The sequence below is a fragment of the Kaistella yonginensis genome (genome assembly GCF_030409525.1).
GTDB classification, from domain to species: Bacteria; Bacteroidota; Bacteroidia; order Flavobacteriales; family Weeksellaceae; genus Kaistella; species Kaistella yonginensis.
This window is the reverse complement of record NZ_JAUFQB010000007.1, coordinates 164,652-190,306: the sequence shown is the minus strand read 5'-3', so window position 1 is coordinate 190,306 and position 25,655 is coordinate 164,652. Positions and strand designations below refer to the sequence as shown.

At 35.5% G+C, this 25,655-nt stretch carries 18 protein-coding genes; 12 read left to right on the top strand and 6 right to left on the bottom strand.

Annotated elements, in window-relative coordinates; all coding sequences use genetic code 11:
• Positions 1–4 precede the first annotated feature (4 nt).
• From QWY78_RS03035 to QWY78_RS03015, 5 genes are all read left to right on the top strand, one after another.
• Complete coding sequence (locus QWY78_RS03035) at positions 5–874, top strand: type II restriction endonuclease (RefSeq protein WP_290216491.1); 870 nt, start codon at positions 5–7, stop codon at positions 872–874.
• Positions 871–1,794: a DNA adenine methylase gene (locus tag QWY78_RS03030; RefSeq protein WP_290216454.1), complete on the top strand. Its 924-nt coding sequence runs from the start codon at positions 871–873 to the stop codon at positions 1,792–1,794. Before QWY78_RS03035 ends, QWY78_RS03030 begins: the two co-directional genes overlap by 4 nt.
• 198 nt (positions 1,795–1,992) lie before the next feature.
• The gene (locus tag QWY78_RS03025; protein ID WP_290216452.1) at positions 1,993–3,567 is read left to right on the top strand and encodes an amidohydrolase family protein; all 1,575 of its coding nucleotides are present in this window, start codon (positions 1,993–1,995) and stop codon (positions 3,565–3,567) included.
• Between the two features lie 132 nt (positions 3,568–3,699).
• A complete protein-coding gene (locus tag QWY78_RS03020) occupies positions 3,700–5,643 on the top strand; it encodes a S9 family peptidase (RefSeq protein WP_290216451.1) in 1,944 nt (647 codons plus the stop codon).
• A gap of 79 nt (positions 5,644–5,722) precedes the next feature.
• Complete coding sequence (locus QWY78_RS03015; protein ID WP_290216449.1) at positions 5,723–6,508, top strand: patatin-like phospholipase family protein; 786 nt, start codon at positions 5,723–5,725, stop codon at positions 6,506–6,508.
• Here QWY78_RS03015 and QWY78_RS03010 read toward each other — a convergent pair.
• From QWY78_RS03010 to QWY78_RS02985, 6 genes are all read right to left on the bottom strand, one after another.
• Entirely contained in the window at positions 6,492–6,845 is a 354-nt protein-coding gene (locus tag QWY78_RS03010; RefSeq protein WP_290216447.1) for a diacylglycerol kinase family protein, read from the bottom strand. The two genes, QWY78_RS03015 and QWY78_RS03010, sit on opposite strands and share 17 nt — an antisense overlap.
• Positions 6,845–8,209, bottom strand: a complete 1,365-nt coding sequence (locus QWY78_RS03005; protein WP_290216444.1) for a M20/M25/M40 family metallo-hydrolase — start codon at positions 8,207–8,209, stop codon at positions 6,845–6,847. Before QWY78_RS03005 ends, QWY78_RS03010 begins: the two co-directional genes overlap by 1 nt.
• 57 nt (positions 8,210–8,266) lie before the next feature.
• Positions 8,267–9,511 (bottom strand): DUF1015 domain-containing protein, encoded by a 1,245-nt coding sequence (locus tag QWY78_RS03000; RefSeq protein WP_290216442.1) that lies wholly within the window; start codon positions 9,509–9,511, stop codon positions 8,267–8,269.
• 6 nt (positions 9,512–9,517) lie between these two features.
• The gene (locus QWY78_RS02995; protein ID WP_290216440.1) at positions 9,518–10,477 is read right to left on the bottom strand and encodes a D-2-hydroxyacid dehydrogenase; all 960 of its coding nucleotides are present in this window, start codon (positions 10,475–10,477) and stop codon (positions 9,518–9,520) included.
• Positions 10,478–11,542, bottom strand: a complete 1,065-nt coding sequence (gene serC / locus QWY78_RS02990) for a 3-phosphoserine/phosphohydroxythreonine transaminase (RefSeq protein ID WP_290216438.1) — start codon at positions 11,540–11,542, stop codon at positions 10,478–10,480.
• 112 nt (positions 11,543–11,654) lie between these two features.
• On the bottom strand, positions 11,655–12,005 hold the full coding sequence (locus QWY78_RS02985) for a 4Fe-4S binding protein (RefSeq protein ID WP_290216436.1): 351 nt from the start codon (positions 12,003–12,005) through the stop codon (positions 11,655–11,657).
• A gap of 268 nt (positions 12,006–12,273) precedes the next feature.
• Here QWY78_RS02985 and QWY78_RS02980 point away from each other — a divergent pair, with 268 nt between their 5' ends.
• The 7 genes from QWY78_RS02980 to QWY78_RS02950 all read left to right on the top strand — a co-directional run bounded on the left by QWY78_RS02980 (position 12,274) and on the right by QWY78_RS02950 (position 25,653).
• A complete protein-coding gene (locus tag QWY78_RS02980) occupies positions 12,274–13,491 on the top strand; it encodes a site-specific integrase (protein WP_290216434.1) in 1,218 nt (405 codons plus the stop codon).
• Positions 13,492–13,811: 320 nt separating this feature from the next.
• Entirely contained in the window at positions 13,812–14,660 is an 849-nt protein-coding gene (locus QWY78_RS02975; protein WP_290216433.1) for a hypothetical protein, read from the top strand.
• A gap of 133 nt (positions 14,661–14,793) precedes the next feature.
• Positions 14,794–15,072, top strand: coding sequence for a helix-turn-helix domain-containing protein (locus QWY78_RS02970; RefSeq protein ID WP_290216431.1), 279 nt, complete (start codon positions 14,794–14,796; stop codon positions 15,070–15,072).
• 119 nt (positions 15,073–15,191) lie between these two features.
• Positions 15,192–17,372: a VapE domain-containing protein gene (locus QWY78_RS02965; RefSeq protein ID WP_290216429.1), complete on the top strand. Its 2,181-nt coding sequence runs from the start codon at positions 15,192–15,194 to the stop codon at positions 17,370–17,372.
• Between the two features lie 346 nt (positions 17,373–17,718).
• Complete coding sequence (locus QWY78_RS02960; RefSeq protein ID WP_290216427.1) at positions 17,719–22,248, top strand: sacsin N-terminal ATP-binding-like domain-containing protein; 4,530 nt, start codon at positions 17,719–17,721, stop codon at positions 22,246–22,248.
• Positions 22,249–22,363: 115 nt separating this feature from the next.
• Entirely contained in the window at positions 22,364–24,373 is a 2,010-nt protein-coding gene (locus QWY78_RS02955) for a type I restriction-modification system subunit M (RefSeq protein WP_290216425.1), read from the top strand.
• 2 nt (positions 24,374–24,375) lie between these two features.
• Complete coding sequence (locus QWY78_RS02950) at positions 24,376–25,653, top strand: restriction endonuclease subunit S (RefSeq protein ID WP_290216424.1); 1,278 nt, start codon at positions 24,376–24,378, stop codon at positions 25,651–25,653.
• Positions 25,654–25,655 lie beyond the last annotated feature (2 nt).

The following is a 25,655-nucleotide window of genomic DNA, read 5'->3' as shown; positions in this document are numbered from 1 at the left end:
AAACATCTTTACAAAAAAACTCGAAAAATACGTTTCCACAGAAAACGGTGATTGGTCTGTAAAAGGATTTATTGACGTTTATAAGAATATTTACACCATTTTTTCATCAGACACGAAAATTGTTTCAAAAATCCTTGAAATACATATTTTTCCGCAGATTTTACAATTTGCAGAAGAAAACTCATACAATATTATTCTGACCGAGCATCAAAACTATTATCCAGACCTTACTTTTATTCATAAAAAAAACGAACATGTAAAATTTGCAGTTGATTTAAAAACAACTTATCGTAAGAAAAATGGAATTTCGAGTTTTACTTTGGGAAGTCACGGAAGTTACTTTAAAGAAAGAGATAAAAAGAAAAACATACAATTCCCTTACAACCAATATTTAGCACATTTTTGTTTAGGTGTAATTTACACAAGAACTGATATGACAGAGGATGTTTCTGAAACAGAAATATTTCAAGTTCAAAACCTCCAAGAAGATTACGAAACACCTAATAAAAAAGTAGGTGATAGAGAAGTTACAACAGTTGATAACCTAAAATCAATCACTTCAGTAATTAAAGATTTTGATTTTTTTGTAGCAGAAAAATGGAAAATTGCCAGCGACAAACAAGGCTCTGGAAATACTGCGAATATTGGCTCGACTTTAAGCATTGATGATTTAAGAAACGAGAACGGGATTTTCAGCCAATTAGGCGAAGAATGGTTTGACGAATATTGGATAAATCACGGCTCTGCAACAATGGTAAAAGATGGTAAGCCAACAAAAATTACGACTCTTAAAGACTTTTTAGAATTTAAGGGTAGAAAAGATTTATGGGACAAAATTGTAACAAGAACAACTTATAAAAAAGAGGCAAAATGAAAGTAATTGTTCCACCCATAAAAAGTCAAGGCATAAAAACAAAGCTCGTTCCTTGGATTATGGATCTTGCTCCAAAAGTTCATGGAAGATGGATAGAACCATTTTTAGGTACTGGTGTTGTGGCTTTTAATTCGGGTTACAAAAAAGCAATTTTAAACGATACAAATCCTCATATTATTAATTTCTACAAAGGTATTCAGCAAAAGAAAATTACAGCACCTTTGATGAAACAATATCTTGAGCAAGAGGGTGCACTTTTAAGTAAAGCAGGAAATAATGGATATGAACATTATTTAAAAGTTCGTTCACGCTTTAACTCAGGAGAGTTTTCACCTTATGATTTTATTTTCCTTTCCCGGGCTGGTTTTAACGGAATGATGCGATTTAATAAAAAAGGACATTGGAATATACCTTTTTGTAAAAAACCTGAACGATTTGCACAAGCTTATGTAACCAAAATTACAAATCAAGTTTCTAGTGTTTCGCAAATTATTCAAGTTGAACCAGATTGGACTTTTCATAATAAATCGTTTGCCGAAATTATTCCATTGGCAACCGAGAATGATATTATGTATTGCGACCCACCGTACTACGGCAGGCACGTTGACTACTTTAATGGTTGGACAGAGGAAGACGAAGAACTATTATTCAACTTATTGAGTGAAACAAAAGCGAAATTTATACTTTCAACGTGGCATCATAACGATTGGCGACAAAATGAAATGATCGAAAAGTATTGGAGTAAATTCAATGTAGTTACAAAAGATCATTTTTATCATAATGGCGGTAGTATTGAAAACAGACGAACAGTTGTTGAAGCATTAGTTTGTAATTTCAACACAGACCATTTTATATTACATAATCACGGTTTAAAAGAAAAAACAAAACTTGAACAATTAGAAATTGATTGGGCAACGTGAAAGATTCTGCTGCGCAAAGTCTGCGACTTTGAGTTCACCGCTGCCGCACGAATCCTTTCGTGGTCAAGATAATACCAACGCGATGTCTCATATTTGTAAGCCTCATCTTCAAGAATTTGGTTTCCAATATTTTAACATTAAGAATAAATATCTAAAATCAACATTTCCTACATTTGTGTAAACTAAAAACACAATGCCATGAGATTTTTTGATTTTCATTGCCATCCGATTTTAAAGCAGTTATTCAACGATTCGCCGAACATCGATTCCCTGATTTATAAAAATGATGTCGCTTTTATTCCGAAATTTCTTTCAGATTTACCCAATATCATTGAGTCCCAACTCCACCAATCCCAACTCGCACAGTTCAATGAAGAAGTGGTCGTTGGCGCGGTTCTTTACAGTCCCGAACGTTATGTTGCAAAAGCAGTGATTCCGTTAATTCCTTATTTAAAGGCGAGTTCGCGCTACAAACTTTCTAAAAATCTGTTAGAAAAAATAGAGCAAAATCAGTACAAAGCATTCAGTGATTTCCTGATGAATCGAACATTGCAACCTTATATCGAAGCGTCCCGATCTTTCAATATTTTAACGAAAGACAGTTTCAAAATCGGACTTCCAAAAAATAAAGTCAATGTGTTTTTTATTATTGAAGGTTGCCATTCTTTGGTCGATGAAAACAATTATTGCGATGCCAATCATCGGTATAATCCAGATTCTATTCTAAAAAATATAGACAAGGTTCTGGCAAAAGTAAAGGTTCTTGCAGTTAACATCACCCATTTACAGCAGTCGAGTCTGTGTAATCACGCTTTTGGAATGCAGCTTTCTAATTCAACGGATTTCTTACCCACCGGAAATGGTTTTGAAAATGAGGGTAGAAAGGTTGTTCAAGGTCTATTTGATCGTAAAATTTGCGTTGATGTAAAACACATGAGTTACCAATCGAGAAAAGACATCATGGCGGAAATGGAGGCTGGGAAATTTAAAAACAAACAACCTTTGGTGTGCACCCATGCAGGATTCATTGGAACGAATTTTAAAAATTGGCCAGGTTATATGCAAGTCAAAAAAACGGTGTCGGGTGCCATTTATGTAGAACATACCAAACCTTTTTTTCCTGAAAATAATCCCCGAAAACCAGGATTCCCTACTTTTAATTTATCAACCATTAACTTATTTGATGAAGAAATTGCCTGGATTGTAAAAAATAATGGGGTCATTGGTATTTCGCTGGATCGTAGAATTTTAGGATACGTTGATCGCTATGATGAAAATCCTACCGGACAAAATGCCATGGGTGACAGAATTGTTGACAAAGAATATTTCTCTAAAACAGAGTGGCTTGCTTTAGGAATTAAAAATCAAGATATTGGAAAAAAAATTAATGATGATAATTGTTTGACACTGGCAGAACTAGAGGAATTAACAGAACATTCAATTCCACAACGGGATGAATATTTTTACGATCATTTTTTAAATCATTTATTTCATTATTTTAAAGTCTGCAAAGCCTACGGAATCGACCTTAAAAAAGCGCAAAAGCAGATTACCGTTGGAAGTGACTTTGACGGGCTTATTAATCCTTTTCTTAATATTTCTACCGTTGATAAGATGGTTAACTTGAAAAGTTATGTACGAATGAATTTTTCTTATTTTTTAGATTCCATCGATGAGGCACAATCCTGGTCCAAAGACCTGAATATAGATACTTTCGTTGAAGATCTTTTTTATAATAATGGAATTGCCTTTGTGAAATCGCGTTTTCAATAGTCCTGCGTTTGCCTATTTTTTCTTCTGCAAGGTTGCAAAGTCTGGTTACTTTAAATTTTTGCCAACAGACCACCAAAAATTTATGGTTTTTTTATTCCGAAAAATTACTATCTTTCCTTTAAATTATTACCAATGAAAATCAATTATTTTTTACCGGTTTTTCTTATCGCCGGTGTTGCTTTATTTTCACAAAAAACAGGGGATATTGTGGTGCCGAATGAAAATCTGATTACCGAAAATATTCCGGCCATCCCCAAGAGTTTAAACGAGAAAATCAAGAAATATACGGAAAGCAGAAGTGCCAACTTTACCGCAATTCACCCGAACGGAAAAGAATTGATTATGGTAACCAGATTTGCGTCTACCAACCAACTGCATCATTTAAACCAACCTTTAGGAAACCGAAAACAAATTACCTTTTTTGACGAACCTGTGAATTCCGCAGATTATGAGCCAACCGAAGGTAAATATTTAGTGTATTCCAAAGATATCGGTGGAAATGAATTTGGTCAATTGTTCCGCTTAGATTTAAAAACCATGGAATCTACACTTCTCACCGATGGCGGAAGATCCCAAAATGGTGGAATGCGCTGGAAAAAAGACGGCTCTGGGTTCTACTTTTCTTCAACCAAAAAAAATGGAGGCGACCGCGATATTTATTTCATGAATCCTTTAAAACCAGCAGAAACGCAATTGATTTTGGAAGTAAAAGGTGGCGGCTGGGGAATCAGCGACATTTCTGAAGACGGTAAAAAACTCATCATCGGAGAATATATTTCGGCCAATGAATCCCACATTTATCTTTTTGACACCGAGACTAAAAAATTGGAATCTATCACTGATAGAAAAGATAAGCAAATTGTGCAAGGTGGTGCCAAGTTCGCAAAAAATTCTGATGAGATTTTCTACATCACAGATCGTGATAATGAGTTTAATCGTTTAGCACTGATGAACTTAAAAACCAAAAAAATCACTTATTTCACAACAGATATTCCTTGGGAAATTGAAGATTATACGCTATCTAAAGACAAAACTAAACTTGTTTTTTCTACCAATGAAGGTGGTTTGGTCAAATTGTATTTGATGAATACCGAAACTAAAAAATATAATGAGATCAAAGGTTTATCTGTTGGCATCGTTTATAAAATGGAATTTACGGATGATGGAAAATCCCTCTTCTTCACGCAAACAACGTTCGACTCTTCCTCGGATATCTACCGTCTAGATTTAGCCACCAATGCTATCGAAAGATGGACTGATAGTGAGCAGGGGGAAATGCAGAAAAGCGATATGGCACAACCCAAACTCATCGAATGGACGAGTTTTGATAAAATGAAAATCTCTGGATTTTATTATCCTGTTTCTAAAAAGTTTACCGGAAAAAGACCCGTGCTGATTAATATTCACGGCGGCCCGGAAGGACAGTCGATGGCATCGTCATTAGGATCCAATAATTATTATACCAATGAGATGGGCGTGGCTTTAATTTACCCGAATGTTCGCGGTTCCTCAGGTTTTGGTAAAACGTATATTGCGAGCGACAATGGTTTTAACCGAATGAATTCTGTAAAAGACATCGATGCTTTGTTGGATTGGATCGCCAAGCAACCAGAACTCGATAAAGACCGGATCATGATTATGGGTGGAAGTTATGGTGGCTTTATGACTTTGGCAACCGCCTATGAATATGCCGACAGAATCCGATGTTCGGTTGATGTGGTCGGGATTTCTGACTTTAATACTTTCCTTAAAAATACGGAAGAATACCGACGTGATTTAAGAAGAGCAGAATATGGCGACGAACGAGACCCCAAAATGAGTGCCTTTTTTACCAAGATTGCACCGCTAAATAACACGGAGAAAATCAAAAAACCCATGTTCATTATTCAAGGAACCAATGATCCAAGAGTTCCCGTTACCGAGGCGATTCAAATGCGTGATAAGTTGAAAGCCCAGGGAAATACAGTTTGGTATTTAGAAGCTAAAAATGAAGGTCACGGTTTCCGGAAGAAAGAAAATGTAGACTTTCAAAGATTAGCGGTGATTAAATTTATGCAAGAGTTTTTGCTAAAATAATAAGCCTGTTCTTAAAATATTATTTCATGAAACCACAGAATTGTCTCTGTGGTTTCTTATTTTTGAAAAATTTTTAACCATGAAAAAATTCGAACTCGGACTTGTGCTTTCCGGTGGAGGAACCAGAGGTTTGGCACATGCCGGAGCCTTACAATTTTTAGCTGAACAACAGATCAGGCCAGATGTTTTGGCTTGTTGCAGTTCGGGCTCCATTGTTGGGGCGCTTTATGCCGCAGGGAAATCGCCGCGAGAAATTCTAGATTTTTTTAAATCTGTTTATTTTTTCAATTGGCGGCATTTTACTTTTAATAAACCTGGCTTGGTTTCTTCTATGATTTTTTCCAATTATTTACTACCCGTTTTTGGTGAGATGACAATTGGTGATCTTGACTTGGATATCAAGGTGGTAGCGACCGAATTGGTTTCTGGTGAGCAGAAAATCTTCGAGGGAAAAGATAAAGTTATTGATGCGGTGATCGCTTCATGTTCAATTCCAGGGATTACGGTACCCTATATTGTTGGTGATAAAATGTACAGCGATGGTGGTGTTTTAAATAATTTTCCTGCCGACCTCATTAATCAGGATTGTAAAAAGTTGATCGGCATCTATGTTTCTCCGGTTCAGGATGTGGTAATTGATGACCTTAAAACCATAAAATCAGTAACTAGCAGAGCGTACGAATTAATGTCGCATCGAACAGAAATCTACAAATTCTCGTTCTGTGATTGGATTATTACTTCTAAAAAATTAGCCAGTTATGGAACCTTCGAGCGAAATGCGGAGCGATTAGAAGAAATTTTTGAGATCGGTTATCAAACTGCGAAATCATCTTATGATGAAAGCGTTTTTAAAAAAGATATTTAGCATAAACTAAAATCCCTATGAATACTGATGCAACCGCCATTAAAAATACAGAACCTGCCGCTAAGTCTTTTATTATTTTAATGCGAATATCATATTCTGGTTGTATCAGATCGCAGATTTTTTCCACGCATGTATTCAGTATTTCTAAACTCAATACCGCAAACGAGACGATTAAAATAATCGAAGCTTCCACAGGTGTTACTTTTAAATAAACGATTAAAAGGAGATTGATGAGCAAAGCTAAGACTTCAATCTGAAAATTGCGTTCTGAGTTCAGCATCCAAATCACGCCCTTGATGGCGTTCCAAAAACTTTTATGAAGTGGTGGTTTTCTCATTACCAGTTTTTATCAATCATATAAATAAGCTGTCCCATCGCGGCAGCTCCCAATAGTAATTCTCTCCGATTTACTTTATCAAAAGTATCCTCTTCAGAGTGATGAATGTCGAAATATCTTTGGGAATCGGGGATTAAGGAGGCCAGCGGAACACTTAAAGTTTCCATGGGTTCAATATCTGTTCCGGCATATTGAATGTCGAAATTATGAAGTCCGTAGGGTGAAAAAAGATTTTTCCAGGATTGTATTTGCGCTCTTTTTTCAGCGTTCATTACCAACCCAAAACCACGCGGCGTATAACCGCCACCGTCGCTTTCGATTGCGAAAAGATGTTTTTCATTATTTTTTTTGATATTTTCGGCGTATTGATTTCCTCCTTTTACACCGTTTTCTTCGTTGGCAAAACAAACCACTCGAATGGTATGGTTATTTTTGATTCCCAGCTTTTTAAAAGTTCGCAGTACCTCGATGCTTTGTACAATCCCAGCGCCATCGTCTTGCGCGCCTTCACCCACATCCCAGGAATCGAGATGGCCGCTTACTACAATCACACTTTGGTCTTTGTTGCCTGTAATCTCGCCAATAACCGTATATGAAAGTTTTTCACCTTTCATGGTAGCGTTAGAATTTAGCTTTGCGGTTACTTTTTGTGTTTTCAATGTTTTTTCGAGCGCATCTGCACTTTTTGGTCCTATAGCTACGGCGGGAATTTTTGCATGATCGTCTTCATCGTATCGCATCATTCCCGTATGTGGAACATCATCAAAAGCAGAGGAGAGCGAACGAATGATCACGGCTTTTGCTCCTTTTTTTCCGGCCCAAGATGCAGATGCACGTCTGTAAATGCTTGCGTCTCCATAAGCCATGCCTGTCATGATGAATTTTTGATTAAAAGCATAATTAAAGAAAACGATTTTTCCCTTGACTTGTGCCGGCGTAAGTTGATCAAATTCGGCCTTCGTTTTTACGAGAATAATTTCAGCTTCTACGTCTTTTCCATTTGTTCCTTCAGAATTCCCGAGGGACAGCATTTTTAAAGATTTCCAGTTTCCATTTCCTTCTTTTATTTGAAGCGATTCTTTGCCTCTTTCCCACACGGGAACCATCACTTCTTCTTTCCACACCTTATCGGCGCCAGCTTCTTTTAATTTTAAAACAGCCCAATCGGTGGCCTTTTCATACGCTGCAGAACCGCTTAATCGCTGACCGATATTTTGGGTTAAATCCCAAAGGTTTTCATACGCTGTTCCATTCACCAATACTTCGTCAGAAATATTTTTAAACTGGAGGGAATCTTGTTGAGTTTGCGCAAATAAAAATCCGCCCAAAAAGAGCGGAAGTATTTTTATAATAGAGTATTTCATAGGGTTTCAAAAATTGATCGACCCAAATTTAAAAAAAAATTATTACAATAAGTAGCTTTATTGTTTCATATCATACATCACCAAGGCAGTAACCAATTTAGGTTCAATATAAGTGCATTTTGGAGGCATAATGATTTTGTTATCAGACACTTTTAACAAATCATTAAAACTGACGGGATAGATCCCAAATCCTACTTTGTATTTCCCCGAATCTACACTTTCTTTCAGACTGTTGATTCCCTCAATGGTAGAAGTTCCTTTGATATAAGTGATTTTATCGGTTGTTTTAGGATTGTCGATCCCGAGAATGTCTTTTAAAATATAGTCTTCTAGTAAAATGTGATCAAGATCATTTTTTTCACTCTGAAGCTTTCTGAGTTCATGTTTTACATGAAGCGAATAAAATTTTCCGCCCAGATACATTGAAATATGAAATTTTTGGGAAGGATAATAGGGTTGGTTCCCTTTTTCGTGAATAAGGAAATTTTCACCGATCTTCTTAATAAATTCTTTTTCTGTTAAATCATTTAGATTATCTAAAAGTCGATTGTAATCATGAATTTTTATCGACTGGTTCGATACCACAAAGCTAAAAACGTAATTGTATAATTCTGTTCCGGTGTGCTTTTTATTTTTACTTTTTTGATTGGCTGCATTCAAAGCGGCTGAGCCAATTCTATGGTGTCCATCAGCGATATAAAAGGAATCGATTTGCTCTAAGACTTCTTTAAACTGAAGCATTTTCAGGCGGTTATCAATTTTCCAAACCTTATGTCGGGTGCCATTATCATCAAGATAATTAAGAATAGGAACATTTTTTTCCTCATGATTCATGAGCATCTCTACTTTAGGATTGGCCATGTAAGTCAATAAAACCGGCTCTGCTTGTACATTGACTTTGTCTAAATAATAAGCCAGTTTTTCTTTTCGATGGGTGAGGGTAGATTCGTGTTTTTTGATTTTTCCAGCTCGAAAATCTTCTACACTTACCAATCCCAGTAAACCACGGAATACGGCTTTAGTGGCCAAAATCTGCTCATATAAATAATAGGAAGAATTGTCTTGTACCAGCTTGCGATCTTCCAAAAGTTCTTCGAAATTTGTTCGGATTTTCCGGAGATTTCGATCAACGTCTTTGGACTTACTCACCACGTAGGGTTTAATCATCTGGATGTATGAAGAGTCGACTTGGGCTTTTTTATTGATTTCATCCTGCGAATAATTATCCAACGGATGGGTTGGGAAAATATCTACAAAATCTTCGCTTGGTCGGATTCCCCGAAATGGTTTAAATGTAGGCATAGGATTCTAAAGTTTCTTTTTAATCTCAATGATTTGCTCCGCGAGTTCTCTACCAATTTTCATTTGCGCATCTTGGGTGTTGCCACCTAAATGCGGTGATAGTGACAAATTTGGATTCATTAAAAGAGCAAGTTCTGGGCTGGGTTCATTTTCAAACACATCGAGTGCGGCACCTGCAATTTTTCCGCTTTCTATCGATTCGAGCAAGGTAACTTCATTAATAACGCCTCCTCTGGCCGTATTAACAATGAAAATACCATCTTTCATTTTTTCGAATTGGGTTTGATCTAAAATATATTCGCTTGATTTCGGTGTATTGATACTCAGAAAATCCAGATCGGTTAGGAATTCATTCATATCTGTTTTAGAAGAAATATCGAATTGAACTTTTTGTCCATCAAAAAATTCCAAGGTGATTTTTTCAGTTTTGGGATTTCTGGTGAGAACTTTTACTTTCATTCCTAATGAAATCCCGATTTTTACCACTTCTTGTCCGATGCCACCGAAGCCGATGACGCCTAAAGTTTTTCCTTCTAATTCAACCGCAGTTGAAAAAGATTTTTTCAAAGCTTTAAAATGCGTTTCACCTTCCAGCGGCATAAGTCTGTTGGATTCATGCAGAAATCTGGCTAAGGAGAAAAAGTGTGCAAAAACCATTTCAGCAACCGAGCGACAAGATGCTTTTGGTGTATTAATGACGTAAATACCCTTTTCAATCGCATAGGCAACATCGATATTGTCCATTCCAATACCACCACGCCCAATAATTTTCAATCCCGGACAAGAATCGATTAGGTCTTTTCTTACCTTGGTAGCACTTCTAACCAACAAAACATCCACCTTGTTTTCATTAATGAATGTGATGAGGTGTTCCTGTGAAACTTTTGCATCTAACATTTCGATTCCTGCGTCGATCAGCAGCTGTTCTCCGGCTTTAGAAATACCGTCATTGGCAAGAACTATCATTTATTTTAAATTTTGCATTACGTCAACTAAAATTTGAACACTTTCGATGGGCATGGCGTTATACAAACTTGCGCGATAGCCTCCTAAACTTCGGTGACCGTTTAGACCACTAATTCCGGCCGCTTTCCAGGCGTTATCGAATTCTTCTTTTTTAGTGTCATCAATTAATTTGAAAGAAACATTCATAAGTGAACGGTCTTCTTTCATACAGAATGTTTCAAATAGGGGATTGCGGTCGATTTCACTATATAATAAGGCAGCTTTTGCTTCGTTTCTAGCTTCTGCAGCAGCTATTCCGCCCGTTTTTTCTAAATGTTGTAAGGTGAGAAGCGAGGCATAAATTGGGAAAACCGGGGGCGTATTGTACATGGATTCTTTAGCGATATGCAAGGCGTAATCAAGCATTGAAGGAATATCTCTTCCTGTTTTGCCTAAGATTTCTTTTTTTACCACGACTAAAGTTGTTCCGGCCGGACCCATGTTTTTCTGCGCACCAGCATAAATCAAATCAAATTGAGTAAAATCGATGGCGCGGGAGAAAATATCTGAACTCATATCACAAACCAACAAAGTATCAACTTTTGGGAATTGTTTCATTTGCGTTCCATAAATGGTATTGTTTGAGGTGCAATGAAAATAATCATATTCATTTCCAACGGTGTAATTTTTAGGGATAAAGGCGTAATTTTCTTCTTTCGAAGAACCTACTATATCGACCGTTCCGAATTTTTTTCCTTCTTTGATGGCAGAAGCAGCCCACGTTCCCGTATTCAAATAGGCCGCTTTTCCATTTTCAGAGGGCATTAAATTATAGGGAACCATTGCGAATTGTAAACTGGCGCCGCCTCCCAAATATAAAACTTCGTACGCATCGCTTAAGTTCAGGAGTCTTTTCACGATTGCTCTGGCTTCGTCCATTACAGCAACGAAATCTTTGCTTCGGTGAGAAATTTCTAAAAGTGATAATCCGCTACCATTAAAATCGAGAATTGCTTCTGCAGATTTTTGAAAAACTTCTTGAGGTAATATGCAGGGTCCTGCACTGAAGTTGTGTTTTTTACTCATACTTTTTGATTTTTATAAGAACTCGAGCGGCAGCAAAGTCGTTGATATTCTTGCGTTAAAATGATTTAAAAAAGATGGAAAAAAAACGCCCACATTTTGTGAGCGGTTTAGCTTATTCTCCGTGTAAAAATGCTTTTTTCTCCAGTAAACTCTCCTCCGATTCCACATGGTCATCATCTGGAATACAACAGTCAACCGGGCAAACGGCCGCACATTGCGGTTCTTCGTGAAAGCCGATACACTCGGTACATTTATCGGTGACTATGAAATAAACATCATCACTTACGGGTTCTTGTGGGTCATCAGCATCAACGGTTAAACCTGATTTCATGACCACTTTTCCTTTGAGTGATGTTCCATCTGAAGCTTTCCAGTCTACTGCTCCTTCATAGATTGCGTTGTTCGGGCATTCTGGCTCACACGCACCACAATTAATACATTCGTCTGTTATTTTAATAGCCATTGCTACTTTATTTTTTTAAATTTGTACAAAGTTACAAATAATTCCGTGCATCATACAAGTTTTCTCTAGTTTGCTGATGAATACACGAATTTATTTTTTTAGGTAACAAAACAAAAGCATCAAAAAGCAACCAAATTAAGAGTTTGTTGTACTACTTGTTGTACTTTTATGTCATACTAAAATCATCCAGAAAAGTCCCTTTTCAGCACATTTTACAGAAAATTAGTAGTCGTTTCCCTAAACATTACTAACCTTAAATTGTTTTACTATGGCATCGTTAAAATTTGTACTAAAAACGCAGCAACTGGATAAAGCCGGAAATTGCTCTCTTTACATCAGGCTCATTAAAGACCGAAAAACTAAATTTATTTCAACTGGAGTAAAACTTAAACCTAATCAATGGGATGGAGACAGTCAGAAAGTCAGAAAATGTTATCCCAACAGTACCAGAATGAATGCTGTTTTGGCGGTTAAGATTGCTGATGCTACAATGATGGTTTTAGAAGAAGAAAAGAAAACCCAAAACATTACAGCACAGCAGATAAAACAAGCGTTAAAAGGCGAAGATCGAATCAATTTTTTCGATTATCAGCAAAAAACTTTTAATCGTTTACGAAATACATTAGCAGCGGCAACAATGTATAATTATGAATCATTGATTAAAAAATTCAAAGAATTTATTGGTCATGATGATCTGACTTTAAACGATATAACCGTATCACTTTTGAAAGACTACATTAATTTTCTCACTGTGGTGAAAAAAAACTCTAACATTTCAATCAAAACTTGCCTAATACCTCTTGCTAAAATTTTCAACTCTGCGATAGAAGATGGTATTATTGACAAAAACATTTATCCCTTTGATAAAATAAAAATTAGAACAAATGCTCACAAGAGAAATTTTTTATCATTAGAACAGTTCGAAAATTTCAAAAACTATAACAAGGAAAGAAAATGTAAGGTTAAACTTTGCCAGGATATGTTCATCTTCGCGGTGTCCGCTGGAGGTTTACGATTTTCTGACGTCGCCACTTTGCGGTGGGAAGAAGTGGATATGGAAAAGGGTATTATTGAAAGGAAAATTAGTAAAAGTGGTAGAGTACACCGCATAAAAATTGGTGCAACTGCGGCTGAAGTTCTTTTGAAGTACTATTCCAATAATGTTGAAAAGCAAGCCTTTATATTCCCGATTATTCTAAGAGGTAAGTTTGATCTTGGAAATCCGGAATTCAAAAGAAAAAAAATAGCATCTGCAAATGTGATTTGTAATCTGCATCTGCGTAAAATTGGCCAAGAATTAAAATTTCCTTTCCAGTTACATTTTCATTTAAGTCGTCATACTTTCGCGACGCAAGCACTGAGTAGGGGAATGCGGATCGAGTATGTCAGCAAGTTAATGGATCATTCCAAAATAAGTACAACTCAAATTTATGCTAAAGTAATCGATGATGATTTAGATAAGGCAGTTGATCAATATGTAATGTAGATTTCATATGAATTGCTATTCATTGGATATGAATTTTTGCCAATTAACACTTATTTATTATCATATTTATTAAAAAATGGCTCTGTTTTGAAAATGGAGTCATTTTTATGCTTTACTTTTCATAGTTTAGCATTTGCTAATAAATGAAATTTCGGTGACTGATACCTGAATTGTTATGAAATGGGAGAAAGCGACCTAGTATAAAACACACAATGACTGAAAATATTCTCTGACAATTAGATTTAAAATACATTATAAGGATGTTAGTAAACCATATCATTAAAGAGTCTGTGCCGTTCGCACAATTTTCGTCTGTTAAGTTGACGGAAACTTTTAATCCGTTATTTGATGTTGAACAAGACACTGACCGTGGTTCAGAATACTATTGCCAGCAATTAATATCAAAAGTCTTTTCAATAACCCACTCTCAAATTCCCGAATTTATTTGTCATCATTGCAAACAGGTATCAGAGTCCATGCTTTGGTTAAATAAATTCGAAAAACTCATTTCTGTTAATGATGAATTATTTAAAGGCGAGCGGGGTCAGAGCAGATTGGTCAAACTTTATACATCTATCGAATCGAAACGCAATACATTAAAGTCTTTAGATCTTAATGTAAGTCTGTTAAGACCAAATAAGAAGCAAATTAATGCAGAATCAGAAGAACGTTATTTCTCATTTTGGGAATTAAAGAATAAACTGGCTACCTTAAGCAGTGACAATGAAAAAATCCTTCTTTTAATGGAAGAGAAATTTGAATATCTACAGGCCAATATTGAATTTGTCAACAGAAATCTTCAGGATTATAATCTGCAATGCAAAAAAGAAATTGAGCATTTATATGCCTTAAAAAAGTTGAAAGAAGAAATATCGAAAACTGATAGTCCGGAAGTTGTACAAAAGAGTTTTCAGGGAAAAATAAAACTACATGGTCCAACAAATATTTTAGTCCATGCTTTTAAACAGATGATGTATGGTTTAAAACCAAACGGCAATTTTTATATTCAAATGACAAACAGTGAGTTAGCAGATTTTATCTGTGATAGTTTTCTGGATCAACACGGAAAGCCGCTTTCAAAATCCACAGTGCTCACATACCTGTCTCCAACCAGAACCGATAAAGATCCAAATAATGACAGTGCTGTTACTTGGAAGTCTGATTTGTAAATTTTAGAAAATCTTATAATACTATTGATAATTAAGCGGTTACAAAAAACTTAGTCCGATCAGACTAAAAAAGACCAATCAGACTTCCGGAACCTTTATTCCTTTGCTTCATAATCTTAAAACCAATAGTATTATGGAAGCAATTATTTTAACCAAAGAACAATTTGAAGGTTTAATCGCTAAAATCGATGACCTCTCAAGGAACTTCAATTCTCGGAATGGTTCAAAACAGGACCAGTTTCTCGATAATGAAGAATTCATAACCATGATGAAGATCTCCAGAAGAACCGCCCAAACTTGGCGTGACGAAGGCAAGATTTCTTTCTCTCAAGTCGGTAACAAAATCTACTACAAACTTTCTGATGTAGAGAAAACGATGCAGGAGCATTACAACAAATCCTTTGCGAAATAGTAATTCATTTCCCGCTTTTTTGTGAAATCTAAAAGCCCTCTACATTTCAGAGGGCTTTTGTCTAAGACTCAATGTCTAAAGTCCAGTATCTACCATCTAACCTCCAAAATCTAATCAAAATGAAATCAACCATATTTATAAATTTCAATGAAGTTGTTGAAAACAAAGACATCCTGAAAATATTAGATGATATTAAAACGGGCGTATATATTAACCCGATTACTTATCTCAGAAAATCACTCGCCGATAATAAAATGGAGGCTGCAGAAAGAGCCAAGAAATCACTTCCGGCATTCACACCCTCTGCAACTTTTAAAGGGGGCCGTAAAATGGAATTTCTTACAAAGTATAATCCTTTAGTGGTTTTGGATATTGATAAACTGCCAAAGGAAAAACTAAAGGAGTGCCGGAAAACCTTACTGGAAGAACCTTTAGTATTTGCCTCATTTCTAAGCCCCTCTGGCAACGGTATAAAAATTCTGGTCCAAATAGAAACCGAAAAAGAGAACCACAAAGAAACCTTTCTGGCTTTACAGAAACACTTTGAAGAACTTCTCCAGGTTGAAATCGACAAATCAGGAAAAGACATCACCCGTTTATGTTTCGTCTCCTTCGATCCCGAATTATTCCTGAACGAAAACTCCACGATCTTTACTACCGCACCAAAGCAATCTTCCACTGTAAGTAATCACAACCATCCTTCATCCAGCATCAAACATCAAACACCCATTACTTACGACGCAGTCTACGAACACACCGTCCGTTTTACCGAAAAAAAAGAATTATTCATGGATGGCAACAGAAACAATTTCGTTTTCCAGCTCGCCAACAACCTGAACCGAAAAGGTATTCCGGAAGCCATGGCTCTGGGCTATATTTTAGCTGATTATGATTACAATTCCCAGGAAGTGGCCACGGCTGTTAAAAGTGCCTATGCAAATACTTCAGACTTTAATACCGATGATTTTAAACCTCAAAAGCAAACTGCAAAATCGGCGCAATCGACGAGCCATAAAAAAAATAATGGTGAATCATCCGAGCAGAAAACAACAGATGGGAATTTCAGTACCGATGATGATGAAGAACCGTCATACATCGACAAACTGGAAAACTTTCTGAATAACAGATACAAATTTCGTTACAACAATGTTCTGGGAAAATTGGAATATAAAACCATTCGTGCCACCAAGTGGAAACACATGACCGACTTTGCAGAAAATTCTTTGCTTCGTGAAATCTTAAAAGCAAAAGTCCGCTGCAGCATCAATTCTCTCCGGAATCTTTTGCACTCCGATTTCTGCGAAATCTTTGATCCTTTCTTAAACTATTTTGAGAACAATCCGGAAATTACAGACGAATTTGACTGGATAGAAAAACTCGCTGATACCATCACCACGACAAAACAGGATCTTTGGCGAATCTGTTTCAAAAAATGGTTCGTCGCAATGGTAGCTTGCGTTTTAGATGAAAAGCAGGTCAACCAAACCGTTATTGTATTTTCAGGCAAACAGGGATTAGGAAAAACAACCTGGATCGAAAAACTAATGCCTGCACCTCTAAAAGAATATATTTTTTCAGGTACGATCAATCCGAACAACAAAGACACCTTAATCCATTTGGCAGAATGCATGCTGATCAATCTGGACGAACTCGAAAATTTAAACCGTACTGAAATCGGTTCACTCAAAGAACTCATCACCAAAACCCATATCAGAATGCGAAAAGCCTACGGCCATAATAACGAAAACATGTCACGTCGTGCCAGTTTCGCCGGCTCCGTCAACACCGCTCAGTTCCTGAACGATACCACTGGCTCACGCCGCTTTCTGTGCTTTGAAGCGGAACACATCGAATACACGCACGAAATTGATATCAATAAAGTTTATGCCCAGGCTTTAAAACTGAAAAAGGAAGGCTTTCGACATTGGTTCAACCAGGAAGAAATCAAAGAAATCAATGCCAATAATGAACAGTACCAGTTAATGAGTCCCGAAGAAGAACTGTTATTGACATGGTTTGAGCCGGCAACAAGAGAAACGGCAAATGCCTTTTTTAATGCCTCTCAAATTGCGGTTCGGTTATCGACCGTAGCAAATGTAAACGTCACAGACGGCACAGTAAACAAACTGGGTAAAGCATTAAAAAAACATGGCTTCCTGCGGATTGCTAAAAACAAAAGCTATGTTTATGCCGTCAAAGTTCTGGATATTGATGAAGTCGATAAGAGAGCCCGGCAAAAAGAACAACCTAAAAAAGACAATTCTACACTCACGAAATTACCTTATAATTTCGAAAACTGAAAGCGGTGCGGTGGTTCCTGAGCGAAGTCGAAGGATGCACCGCTTTTCTTTATTTAATGGGTGTAAGGGGTGTAAGCACTTTTCGGTAAAAAACTTTTTAGTTTTTTTTCTTCAAAAAAAATAGATGAATCGAAATTAAATGAATGCAAACAAAAACGATCACTTCTGCAATTTGCATTCTTCGTTATACCATTAATGGAAAAGTTTTTACTCCAAAATTTTTAAATTTTCTTTTGCTAAAATTTGCTTACACCCTTACGTCTTTTTTTTACTTCCTAATTTTTCTCTCTTTTGCAATATTGATTTTAATTACTGATATTTATAGCAATAAACTAATTACGACTATATGATGAAAAACGACCTCCTTGATTTGATAGTAAAAGAAAAAGAAAATAAGGCAGACACATATGTGAAAAAGTATGCTGAGATGGTAGCAGACTATCAAAGGGAAATAGAGACGGTGATGGGCTATAATGGGAGGCAGATTCTTGAATTATTACAAAACTGTGATGATCAGGAATCTAAAATTGCAGTACTACAGATTAATACCTTAACTAAAGAATTTTCAATATCAAACAATGGTATTCCTTTTTCGGCAACAGGATATCGATCCTTGTTTATTGCAAACCTATCTTCGAAAGTAAATAATAAGAAGTTTATTGGAAATAAGGGGCTTGGGTTTAGGTCTATAATTAATTGGTCTGAGACGATCGAAATTATTAGCAATAATTTATCGTTATTATACTCGCCAGAACTTATAACAGATTTTTACAGCAGCAACTTTAGTGCAGAGAAACAAATTAATATTCGAAATGAATTTCAACTTTCTGATGACGAAATACCGGTGGCATTATTATCAATGCCCGAAATTCAGTTAGCAGCCAGTCATGATTATGCAACTACAGTCAAAATTAAATATAGGGAAGATGAACAGGATAAAATTTTAGAGCAGATAAACTTAATTTCATCTGATATACTACTGTTTTTAAACCATTTAGAAGAGATATTAATTATTATTGATAATCGAGAGGTCGTTTTCAAAAAGGCCATACTAAATACGGATGTAACAAATGGGATAACGGTCACCACTCAGTCTATTAATGATGTGGTATGGAAAGTTTATGGTGTAGAGAAGAAGATAGACAAGGACATTGTCAAGAGCGACAAAGACAAAGATTTATATTATCAGGTCAAGATTGCAATCGCCAATGCTTTTACACATACAAACCCTTATCTGTTTTCCTTTTTTCCAACGAATATAAAATTTAACCAGGATTATATCCTTCATGCAACTTTTGAACTTGACTCTACGAGGAATCAAATTGTTGACTCAGACAAAAATAGGTTCTTGCTTAAAGAAATTGTTGATTTTACACTAAATGTCGCGAAGATTCAAAGTAGCGACGGCGTAAATTTTAATGCGCTAAGAATACTTAATTATAGCGACAAAGCTGATGTACTGGATAAATATGGTTATTATGAACTTATAGAAGAAGCATTGGAAACTGAGGAGATATACCCTTGCTTGGACAATGTTTACAGAAAGATGGCCGAAATAATTCATGTGAATGATTTCCTGCCAGAATTATTGATGAAATATAATGCAATAGAGTATTTACCAATTCATACAATTTCGATTAATGGCGATCTAGAAGTTCAAAAAATATTTGAAAACCAGGAAGTGGATAAAGATCTTTCACTTATTACTGACCTGGAAGAAGTTGTAAATAAAATTTCTGCTTTAAATTTAAGGCCCGCCGAACGCATCGATTTTATTGATACGGTTACTGCGAATATTGATAAAAATAAGAGATACAAATTTAACTTTTTGATTGACGATGAGGGAATTATAATCAATTCTAATGAAAATATTTATACAAGGCCATCTAATTCAAATAAATTAATAGTTCCCTCCTTTACGCACATTAAGGCCGTAAATGAGGTGTTTTACCATAGATACTTAAATAAGAACTATAACCCTACTGCCGGTTCGCGAACTAGATTTTTCTATGATGTATTCAAATCCTATTGCAATATTCATGAATATGACATTGTTCCCTTAATTAACAGAATAATCTCGAAAACAAATGAGATTATGGTTGATAAAGCAATAACCTTCGAGGTAAAGAAAATTAGACTACAGGAATCCATAGCCGCCATATACGCCAATTACAATCAATTAAAAGATAAGGAAACTGACAGAGAGATAAATGATTTGAATGTTCTCACGAAAACTAATGCCTTTAAGCCAATTAGCAACTTGTTTTTGTCAGAAACCTATCCTTCAGGTATCCTTACCGCAAAAATATTTGATGGGATATATTTTAACAATGTGTACATAGCAGATGTTAAAATCTTGCTGGGTGAAACTGATGTATATGATATTGCGGATTTTGAAGAATTTCTAAAATGGATGGGTTGCAATCTTCTCCTTAAATACCAGGAAAGATCTATCGAGGATAGTCCTGGTTACGGTACTCAGTTTAATGAAATTCCCTACATAAAATATGTACGAGATAAAACGAACGACCGCGATAACTACACGGGTTATAAAATCAATTTTAAGGAGCTTGATCAGAACATAATTTCAAATTTAGATATACATTCATTAATTGCGCTTTGTGTGTTGGATACACAACTCAATAATCAAATTAGTGATCGGAAAAATTCAGACAGTTATAAATACTCCTATCGTGGGTGGTCTAAAAAATATGAACACCCCTCATACATGAAATTTCAAATAAATAATGCTTTCAACTTTGAGAGCTTCATTCTTGATGAGAAATTCTCTTGGATGAATACTGTATTTTTTGATTATAACCATCAGATTTTCAAAGATCTAAAAATTGGTCCTTCTGCAGTAAAAGGTATTCTTGCAGATTTAGGAGCCATTGAAAACTTTGAAGAAAGTCCATTAGAAATATTAAATAGTGCATTTCATCAGTTTAATGAAGTATTTCCTGATGGGAAGGGATCTGCGACATTTTATAATAATATGGTAAAGATCCTTGCAAAAAGAAATTACTTTCTGGAAGCCCCAATCAAGTTGTTTGCTTATAAGAATACTACCTTGGAGTTATTAGATCAGGATAAGATTTATTTTAGTGATAATAACATAATACCGGCTCAATTGTCAGATGATTATCCGATACTTAATTTTCCATCTCGTGCCGGAGCTAAGGAGGCAATAAAGAGATTGAATATTAACGACTTAGATGACTTAGAGATAGAAATTGAAAATTACGATCTTAACGCTACAGTTAATGAGGAAATGCTCCGGTATTACGATTCTATCAAACCTTATATTTTAGCATATAGGTTGGAAGCTCTGGATAAAAATTCATCAATCAATGCAAACATAAATTTTACGAATTCTTTTAAGTTTATTTTGTGTAACCATCTCGAATGTCGTTTAAATGACAGAATATTTAATCTTCAAAATAACTCTTACGTATATGATTCAAGTAGAAAAATTTATCTTCTCAAAACTTCGAATGTTAGCAGTTTAGAAGAATTTCGTAATGACCCGGGATTTGCGGATGTCTTTTCTGATGTTTTATGTAATGTCTTCTCAACCAAAAGCGAGAAGTCAACTTTTGAATCTTTAATTCGTGATTCTTCCAAAGTGATTAACTATAACTTAGAAAAAACATTAGGTATTACCGCATTAGAAGAAGCAAAGAGGCACTTGGGACAACTTTCTTCAAAAAAATATTTTTGGAATATCATTTTTTCATTACTAGATACAAATATTGAAAATACCGACGAGGCTATAGATGATTTTATTAAATCTCGTTTTAGCGGATTTGAAATGGATTTAGATTACCATCACTTTAACAATCCTAAAAACATAAGTCAGTTTAAAGCCCTTTTTGAAACATTAAATATTAGCCTCCAGGACTTCAATGCTTTGGTAATAGAACAAATTGATGTTTCTGACTATAATTTTAGAGCTTTAGAGAATGAGTACCTGAAATTTAACAATAAATTCAAGCAGCTTGTATATCATCAGTTATTGGATAAAGCTCTAAATGAGAAATCTCAGTTAATTGACTATTTCAACCGCTACAACAATTTGATTACTGAACTTAAAACTCTTGCTCATGAAAATTCATACACTTATATTGAGGATAGCAAGCAATTCTTTTTCAGTCTGGTTTCGGGTAGTTTTCATGAATTTAATTTCGATTTAGAAATTCATGATTTAGATATTAATGAAATTTTTAAAAACAGTAAATCAGAATTTACCGGCGACGAAAATCTCAGAATAAGACAAAATGCTGCTTGGCAGAGTCTGTTATTCTTTGCCGAAATAGAAATAGTACGGCAGGAATTGGAAGCAAAATTACCCGCGTCGGAAATCGCTATCGAAAGTGATACCGATGATGCAGATGGTTTAACAATGACAACTGCGGAAGTCACTACGCTTTCAGCATCAATGTATAAAACCACACAATTGAAAAAGAGTATCTATTCAAAAAACACGTACAAAGGTGATTCCAAAGATTCCTCCGGCTTAAAGATAATTGGTAATAATGCAGAGGATATTGCCTACAATACCTTGGTGGCTTTATACACTGAAGAATATGTCCAGTATAAAGCTGCTGAAAATGAAGCTCTTCACTACGATCTTGCTTATTCAAAAGACCAGGGAATAACTTGGACTTATGTGGACGTTAAAAATTCATCATCTGGAAAATTTTATATTTCAGAACCTGAAAGACTTTTTGGTTTGGCACACAGAGAGAACTATGATATTTGGATTTACATCAACAAAAATTTTAGGGTACTGGAAAAGTTTTTTCTTGCTACCCCGATACTAAACTCGACCGAATATGAAGTGCAACTGGATTTTATTCTGGAAAACAATGACTGACATATATTTCGGATAATGCTTTTTTATTGGCGAATCGCTTCATTTAACGCTAAAAAATGATAATTTTAACGATTGGTATTTAAACCAAATTTTTACCAGACCTTAAAAAACAATAATGACTACACATCAACAACATATTAAATTCATTTGGGACATTGCAGATCTGTTAAGAGGACCATACCGCCCCCCTCAGTACGAACGTGTTATGTTACCTATGACGGTTCTTCGTCGTTTTGATTCGGTGCTGGAGATTACAAAAGAGAAAGTGTTGGCCGAATATGAAAGCTTAAAAATCAAATATAAAAACGAGATACCACAATCTATTCTCAGTTCGAAATTAGAAAAGATTACAGGGCAAAAGTTTTATAACACTTCACCTTTTACCTTCGAAAAGCTAAAAGGTGCTCCAGATACAATTACGCAGGATTTAGTAAGCTACATCAACGGCTTTTCGCCAAACGTGAGGCAAATTTTTGAGTTCTTCGAATTCGAAAAAGAAATCTTTGCTATGAACGATGCAAATATTTTGTACCTAATCATCTCAGAATTTACAAAAGTGAATCTGCATCCTGATTTCGTTTCAAATAGAGACATGGGATTAATCTTCGAGAATCTAATCCGTCGTTTTAACGAATTAGCAAACGAAACCGCCGGGGATCACTTTACGCCAAGAGAGATTATCAAATTGATGGTAAACCTGTTATTTATCGACGACGATAAGTTTTTAGCAGACAAATACCAAATGCGTAAAATTTTAGATCCTACCTGCGGAACCGGCGGGATGTTATCAGAAGCTAAAAACTACGTAAAAAGTTTTAACGAAGATGCTATTCTCTTAACCTACGGGCAGGAATACAACAAACGTGCATTTGCCACAGCTGCTGCTGATGCGCTGATCAAAATGGATAAATCTGAAACGCTTGGGAAATATGAACAAAACCAAGGCGAAATCAAATTCGGAGATACGCTTATTGACGATCAATTTGCAGATGACACCTTCGATTATTTAATCGCAAATCCTCCTTTTGGCGTTGATTGGAAAAAGCAAAAACCTGTTTTAGATCGTGATAAAACAGGCCGCTTTTCAGCCGGACTACCCCGGGTAAACGATGGGGCTTTGTTGTTTTTACAGCACATGATTTCAAAGTTTGAAACCTATAAACCAAATAATAAAAAATTCGGTTCACGTATTGCGGTGGTTTTCAGTGGATCTCCGATGTTTTCAGGAGGTGCAGGTTCCGGGGAAAGTGATATCCGTAAATGGATCATTGAAAATGACTGGCTGGAAGGAATCGTAGCCTTACCGGAACAAATGTTCTACAACACGGGTATTGGTACATACATTTGGATCGTAACGAATCGAAAACAAAATCATCGAAAGGGAAAAATACAGTTGCTGGATGCACGCGAATACTACATTCCTATGCGCAAAAGCCAGGGAAGTAAGCGCCGTAAAATTGGTGAAGGGGAAATTAACGATGGAATTATCAATGTAGTAGAGCCTAACCAAATCGAAAACATTGCTGTGGAATATGGTGATTTCTCCAATGCAGGAAATTCTAAAATATTTGATAATGAAGATTTTGGTTTTACGCGGGTGACCATCGAAAGACCATTGCGTTTGCGTTATGAAATGTCGCTGGAACGTAAATCAGCCTTCTTAGATGCTTGTCCGCATTTGTTAGATGACGTTCAACGCATAGACAAAAACTTAGGTCGGGAACCCTTGATGGACTGGAATCAGGCTTTGAAAAAAATCAAGAAAATTAATACCTTAAAATGGTCGGCTAAAGAGTTGGCGCTGTTCCGCTCGGTATGCACAGATAAAGATCCTGAAGCTGAACGGGTCTTAAAAGGAAAAGATTCGTATGAGGCAGATGCTGATTTACGCGACTTTGAAAATATTCCATTGAAGATAGACATTAACGAATACTTCCAAAACGAAGTATTACCCTTTGTGCCCGATGCGTGGATGGATAATTCCAAAGACAAAATAGGCTACGAAATAAATTTCAATCGATATTTCTTTAAAAATAATGCAGCTCGCTCATTAGAAACCATCAATAAAGAGTTGAATGACGTGGAAAAGGAAATTTTAGAAATGATTCAAAACTCATTATTATAACTATGCATAATAAATATCGATTAAAACATTTATTTGTTAAAAGAATTGGTGGTGCATGGGGTAATGAACCAGATAAAAATAATGAAGGTTATGCTTGTTTAAGAGCTGCTGATATTTTAACTGACCAAATGCGTCATAAGTCTGAAGATTTAACATATAGAGTTTTTTCAGAACAAGAAATCAAAACTCGTAAATTACTTAAGGGTGATTTACTAATTGAAAAATCTGGTGGTGGTGAAAATCAACCTGTTGGAAGAATTGCTTTATTTGATCTAAATGAAGAACAAGCTTTGTGTTCGAATTTTCTTGATTTATTAAGACCTAATAAATCAATCGTGAATTCTGCATATATTGCGTATATATTATATTATTTATGGAAAACGAAAGTGGTCAACTTATCAATAAAGCAAACGACAGGGATTCAGAATTTAGATATCGAAGATTATTTTAATAATGCAGTTTTTATTCCATCTCTAGAACAACAAAACAAAATAGTAGCTTACCTAGATAAGGAAGTCGACAAAATAGATTCCTTGATCGAGAAGAAAACCAAACTTTTAGAGCTCTTAGAAGAAAAGAAAAAAGCAACGATCAGCCAGGCAGTAACCAAAGGTTTAAACCCTAATGCAAAAATGAAACCTTCAGGTATCGAATGGCTAGGTGATATTCCGGAACATTGGGAGCTTACTAAATTTAAATATATAACATCTAAAATTGGTAGTGGTGTGACACCATCTGGAGGTGCAGAGATTTATAAAGATGAAGGTATTCTTTTTTTGAGAAGTCAAAATATATACAATGAGAATTTAAGACTTGATGATAGAACCTATATACCGGTGGAAATTCATGATAAAATGAAATCATCTCAGTTAATAAAAAATGATTTATTGTTAAATATTACAGGAGGATCAATAGGTAGATGTTTTTATTTTGAATTAAATGAAGAAGCTAATATAAACCAGCATGTTTGCATTATAAGGTGTAATGAGAAAGCATATTACAAATATTTACACAAATTTCTAATTTCCGCATTTGGCCAATATCAAATTGATAATTTACAATACGGAGGGGGTCGTGAAGCAATTTCTTTTGAAAATATAAAGAATTTTGTGATACCTATTCCAAGTTATGAAGAGCAACTAGTCATTTGCAATGATATAGATAATACTTTGGCAGAGTTCAATAGTATATTAAATAAAACCACTTATTCAATTAAGCTATTGAAAGAAAAACGTACTGCGATTATTTCAGCTGCGATTAATGGTGAATTAAACCTATAATT

Bases quoted from the DNA above. Each gene is read 5' to 3' on its own strand.
- QWY78_RS03020 (WP_290216451.1), top strand. From the start codon at position 3,700: ATGAAAATCAATTATTTTTTACCGGTTTTTCTTATCGCCGGTGTTGCT.
- QWY78_RS03030 (WP_290216454.1), top strand. From the start codon at position 871: ATGAAAGTAATTGTTCCACCCATAAAAAGTCAAGGCATAAAAACAAAG.
- QWY78_RS03025 (WP_290216452.1), top strand. From the start codon at position 1,993: ATGAGATTTTTTGATTTTCATTGCCATCCGATTTTAAAGCAGTTATTC.
- QWY78_RS02980 (WP_290216434.1), top strand. From the start codon at position 12,274: ATGGCATCGTTAAAATTTGTACTAAAAACGCAGCAACTGGATAAAGCC.
- QWY78_RS02970 (WP_290216431.1), top strand. From the start codon at position 14,794: ATGGAAGCAATTATTTTAACCAAAGAACAATTTGAAGGTTTAATCGCT.
- QWY78_RS03010 (WP_290216447.1), bottom strand. From the start codon at position 6,845: ATGAGAAAACCACCACTTCATAAAAGTTTTTGGAACGCCATCAAGGGC.
- QWY78_RS02960 (WP_290216427.1), top strand. From the start codon at position 17,719: ATGATGAAAAACGACCTCCTTGATTTGATAGTAAAAGAAAAAGAAAAT.
- QWY78_RS02985 (WP_290216436.1), bottom strand. From the start codon at position 12,005: ATGGCTATTAAAATAACAGACGAATGTATTAATTGTGGTGCGTGTGAG.
- QWY78_RS03015 (WP_290216449.1), top strand. From the start codon at position 5,723: ATGAAAAAATTCGAACTCGGACTTGTGCTTTCCGGTGGAGGAACCAGA.
- QWY78_RS03005 (WP_290216444.1), bottom strand. From the start codon at position 8,209: ATGAAATACTCTATTATAAAAATACTTCCGCTCTTTTTGGGCGGATTT.
- QWY78_RS02950 (WP_290216424.1), top strand. From the start codon at position 24,376: ATGCATAATAAATATCGATTAAAACATTTATTTGTTAAAAGAATTGGT.
- QWY78_RS02995 (WP_290216440.1), bottom strand. From the start codon at position 10,477: ATGATAGTTCTTGCCAATGACGGTATTTCTAAAGCCGGAGAACAGCTG.
- QWY78_RS03000 (WP_290216442.1), bottom strand. From the start codon at position 9,511: ATGCCTACATTTAAACCATTTCGGGGAATCCGACCAAGCGAAGATTTT.
- QWY78_RS02955 (WP_290216425.1), top strand. From the start codon at position 22,364: ATGACTACACATCAACAACATATTAAATTCATTTGGGACATTGCAGAT.
- serC (WP_290216438.1), bottom strand. From the start codon at position 11,542: ATGAGTAAAAAACACAACTTCAGTGCAGGACCCTGCATATTACCTCAA.
- QWY78_RS02965 (WP_290216429.1), top strand. From the start codon at position 15,192: ATGAAATCAACCATATTTATAAATTTCAATGAAGTTGTTGAAAACAAA.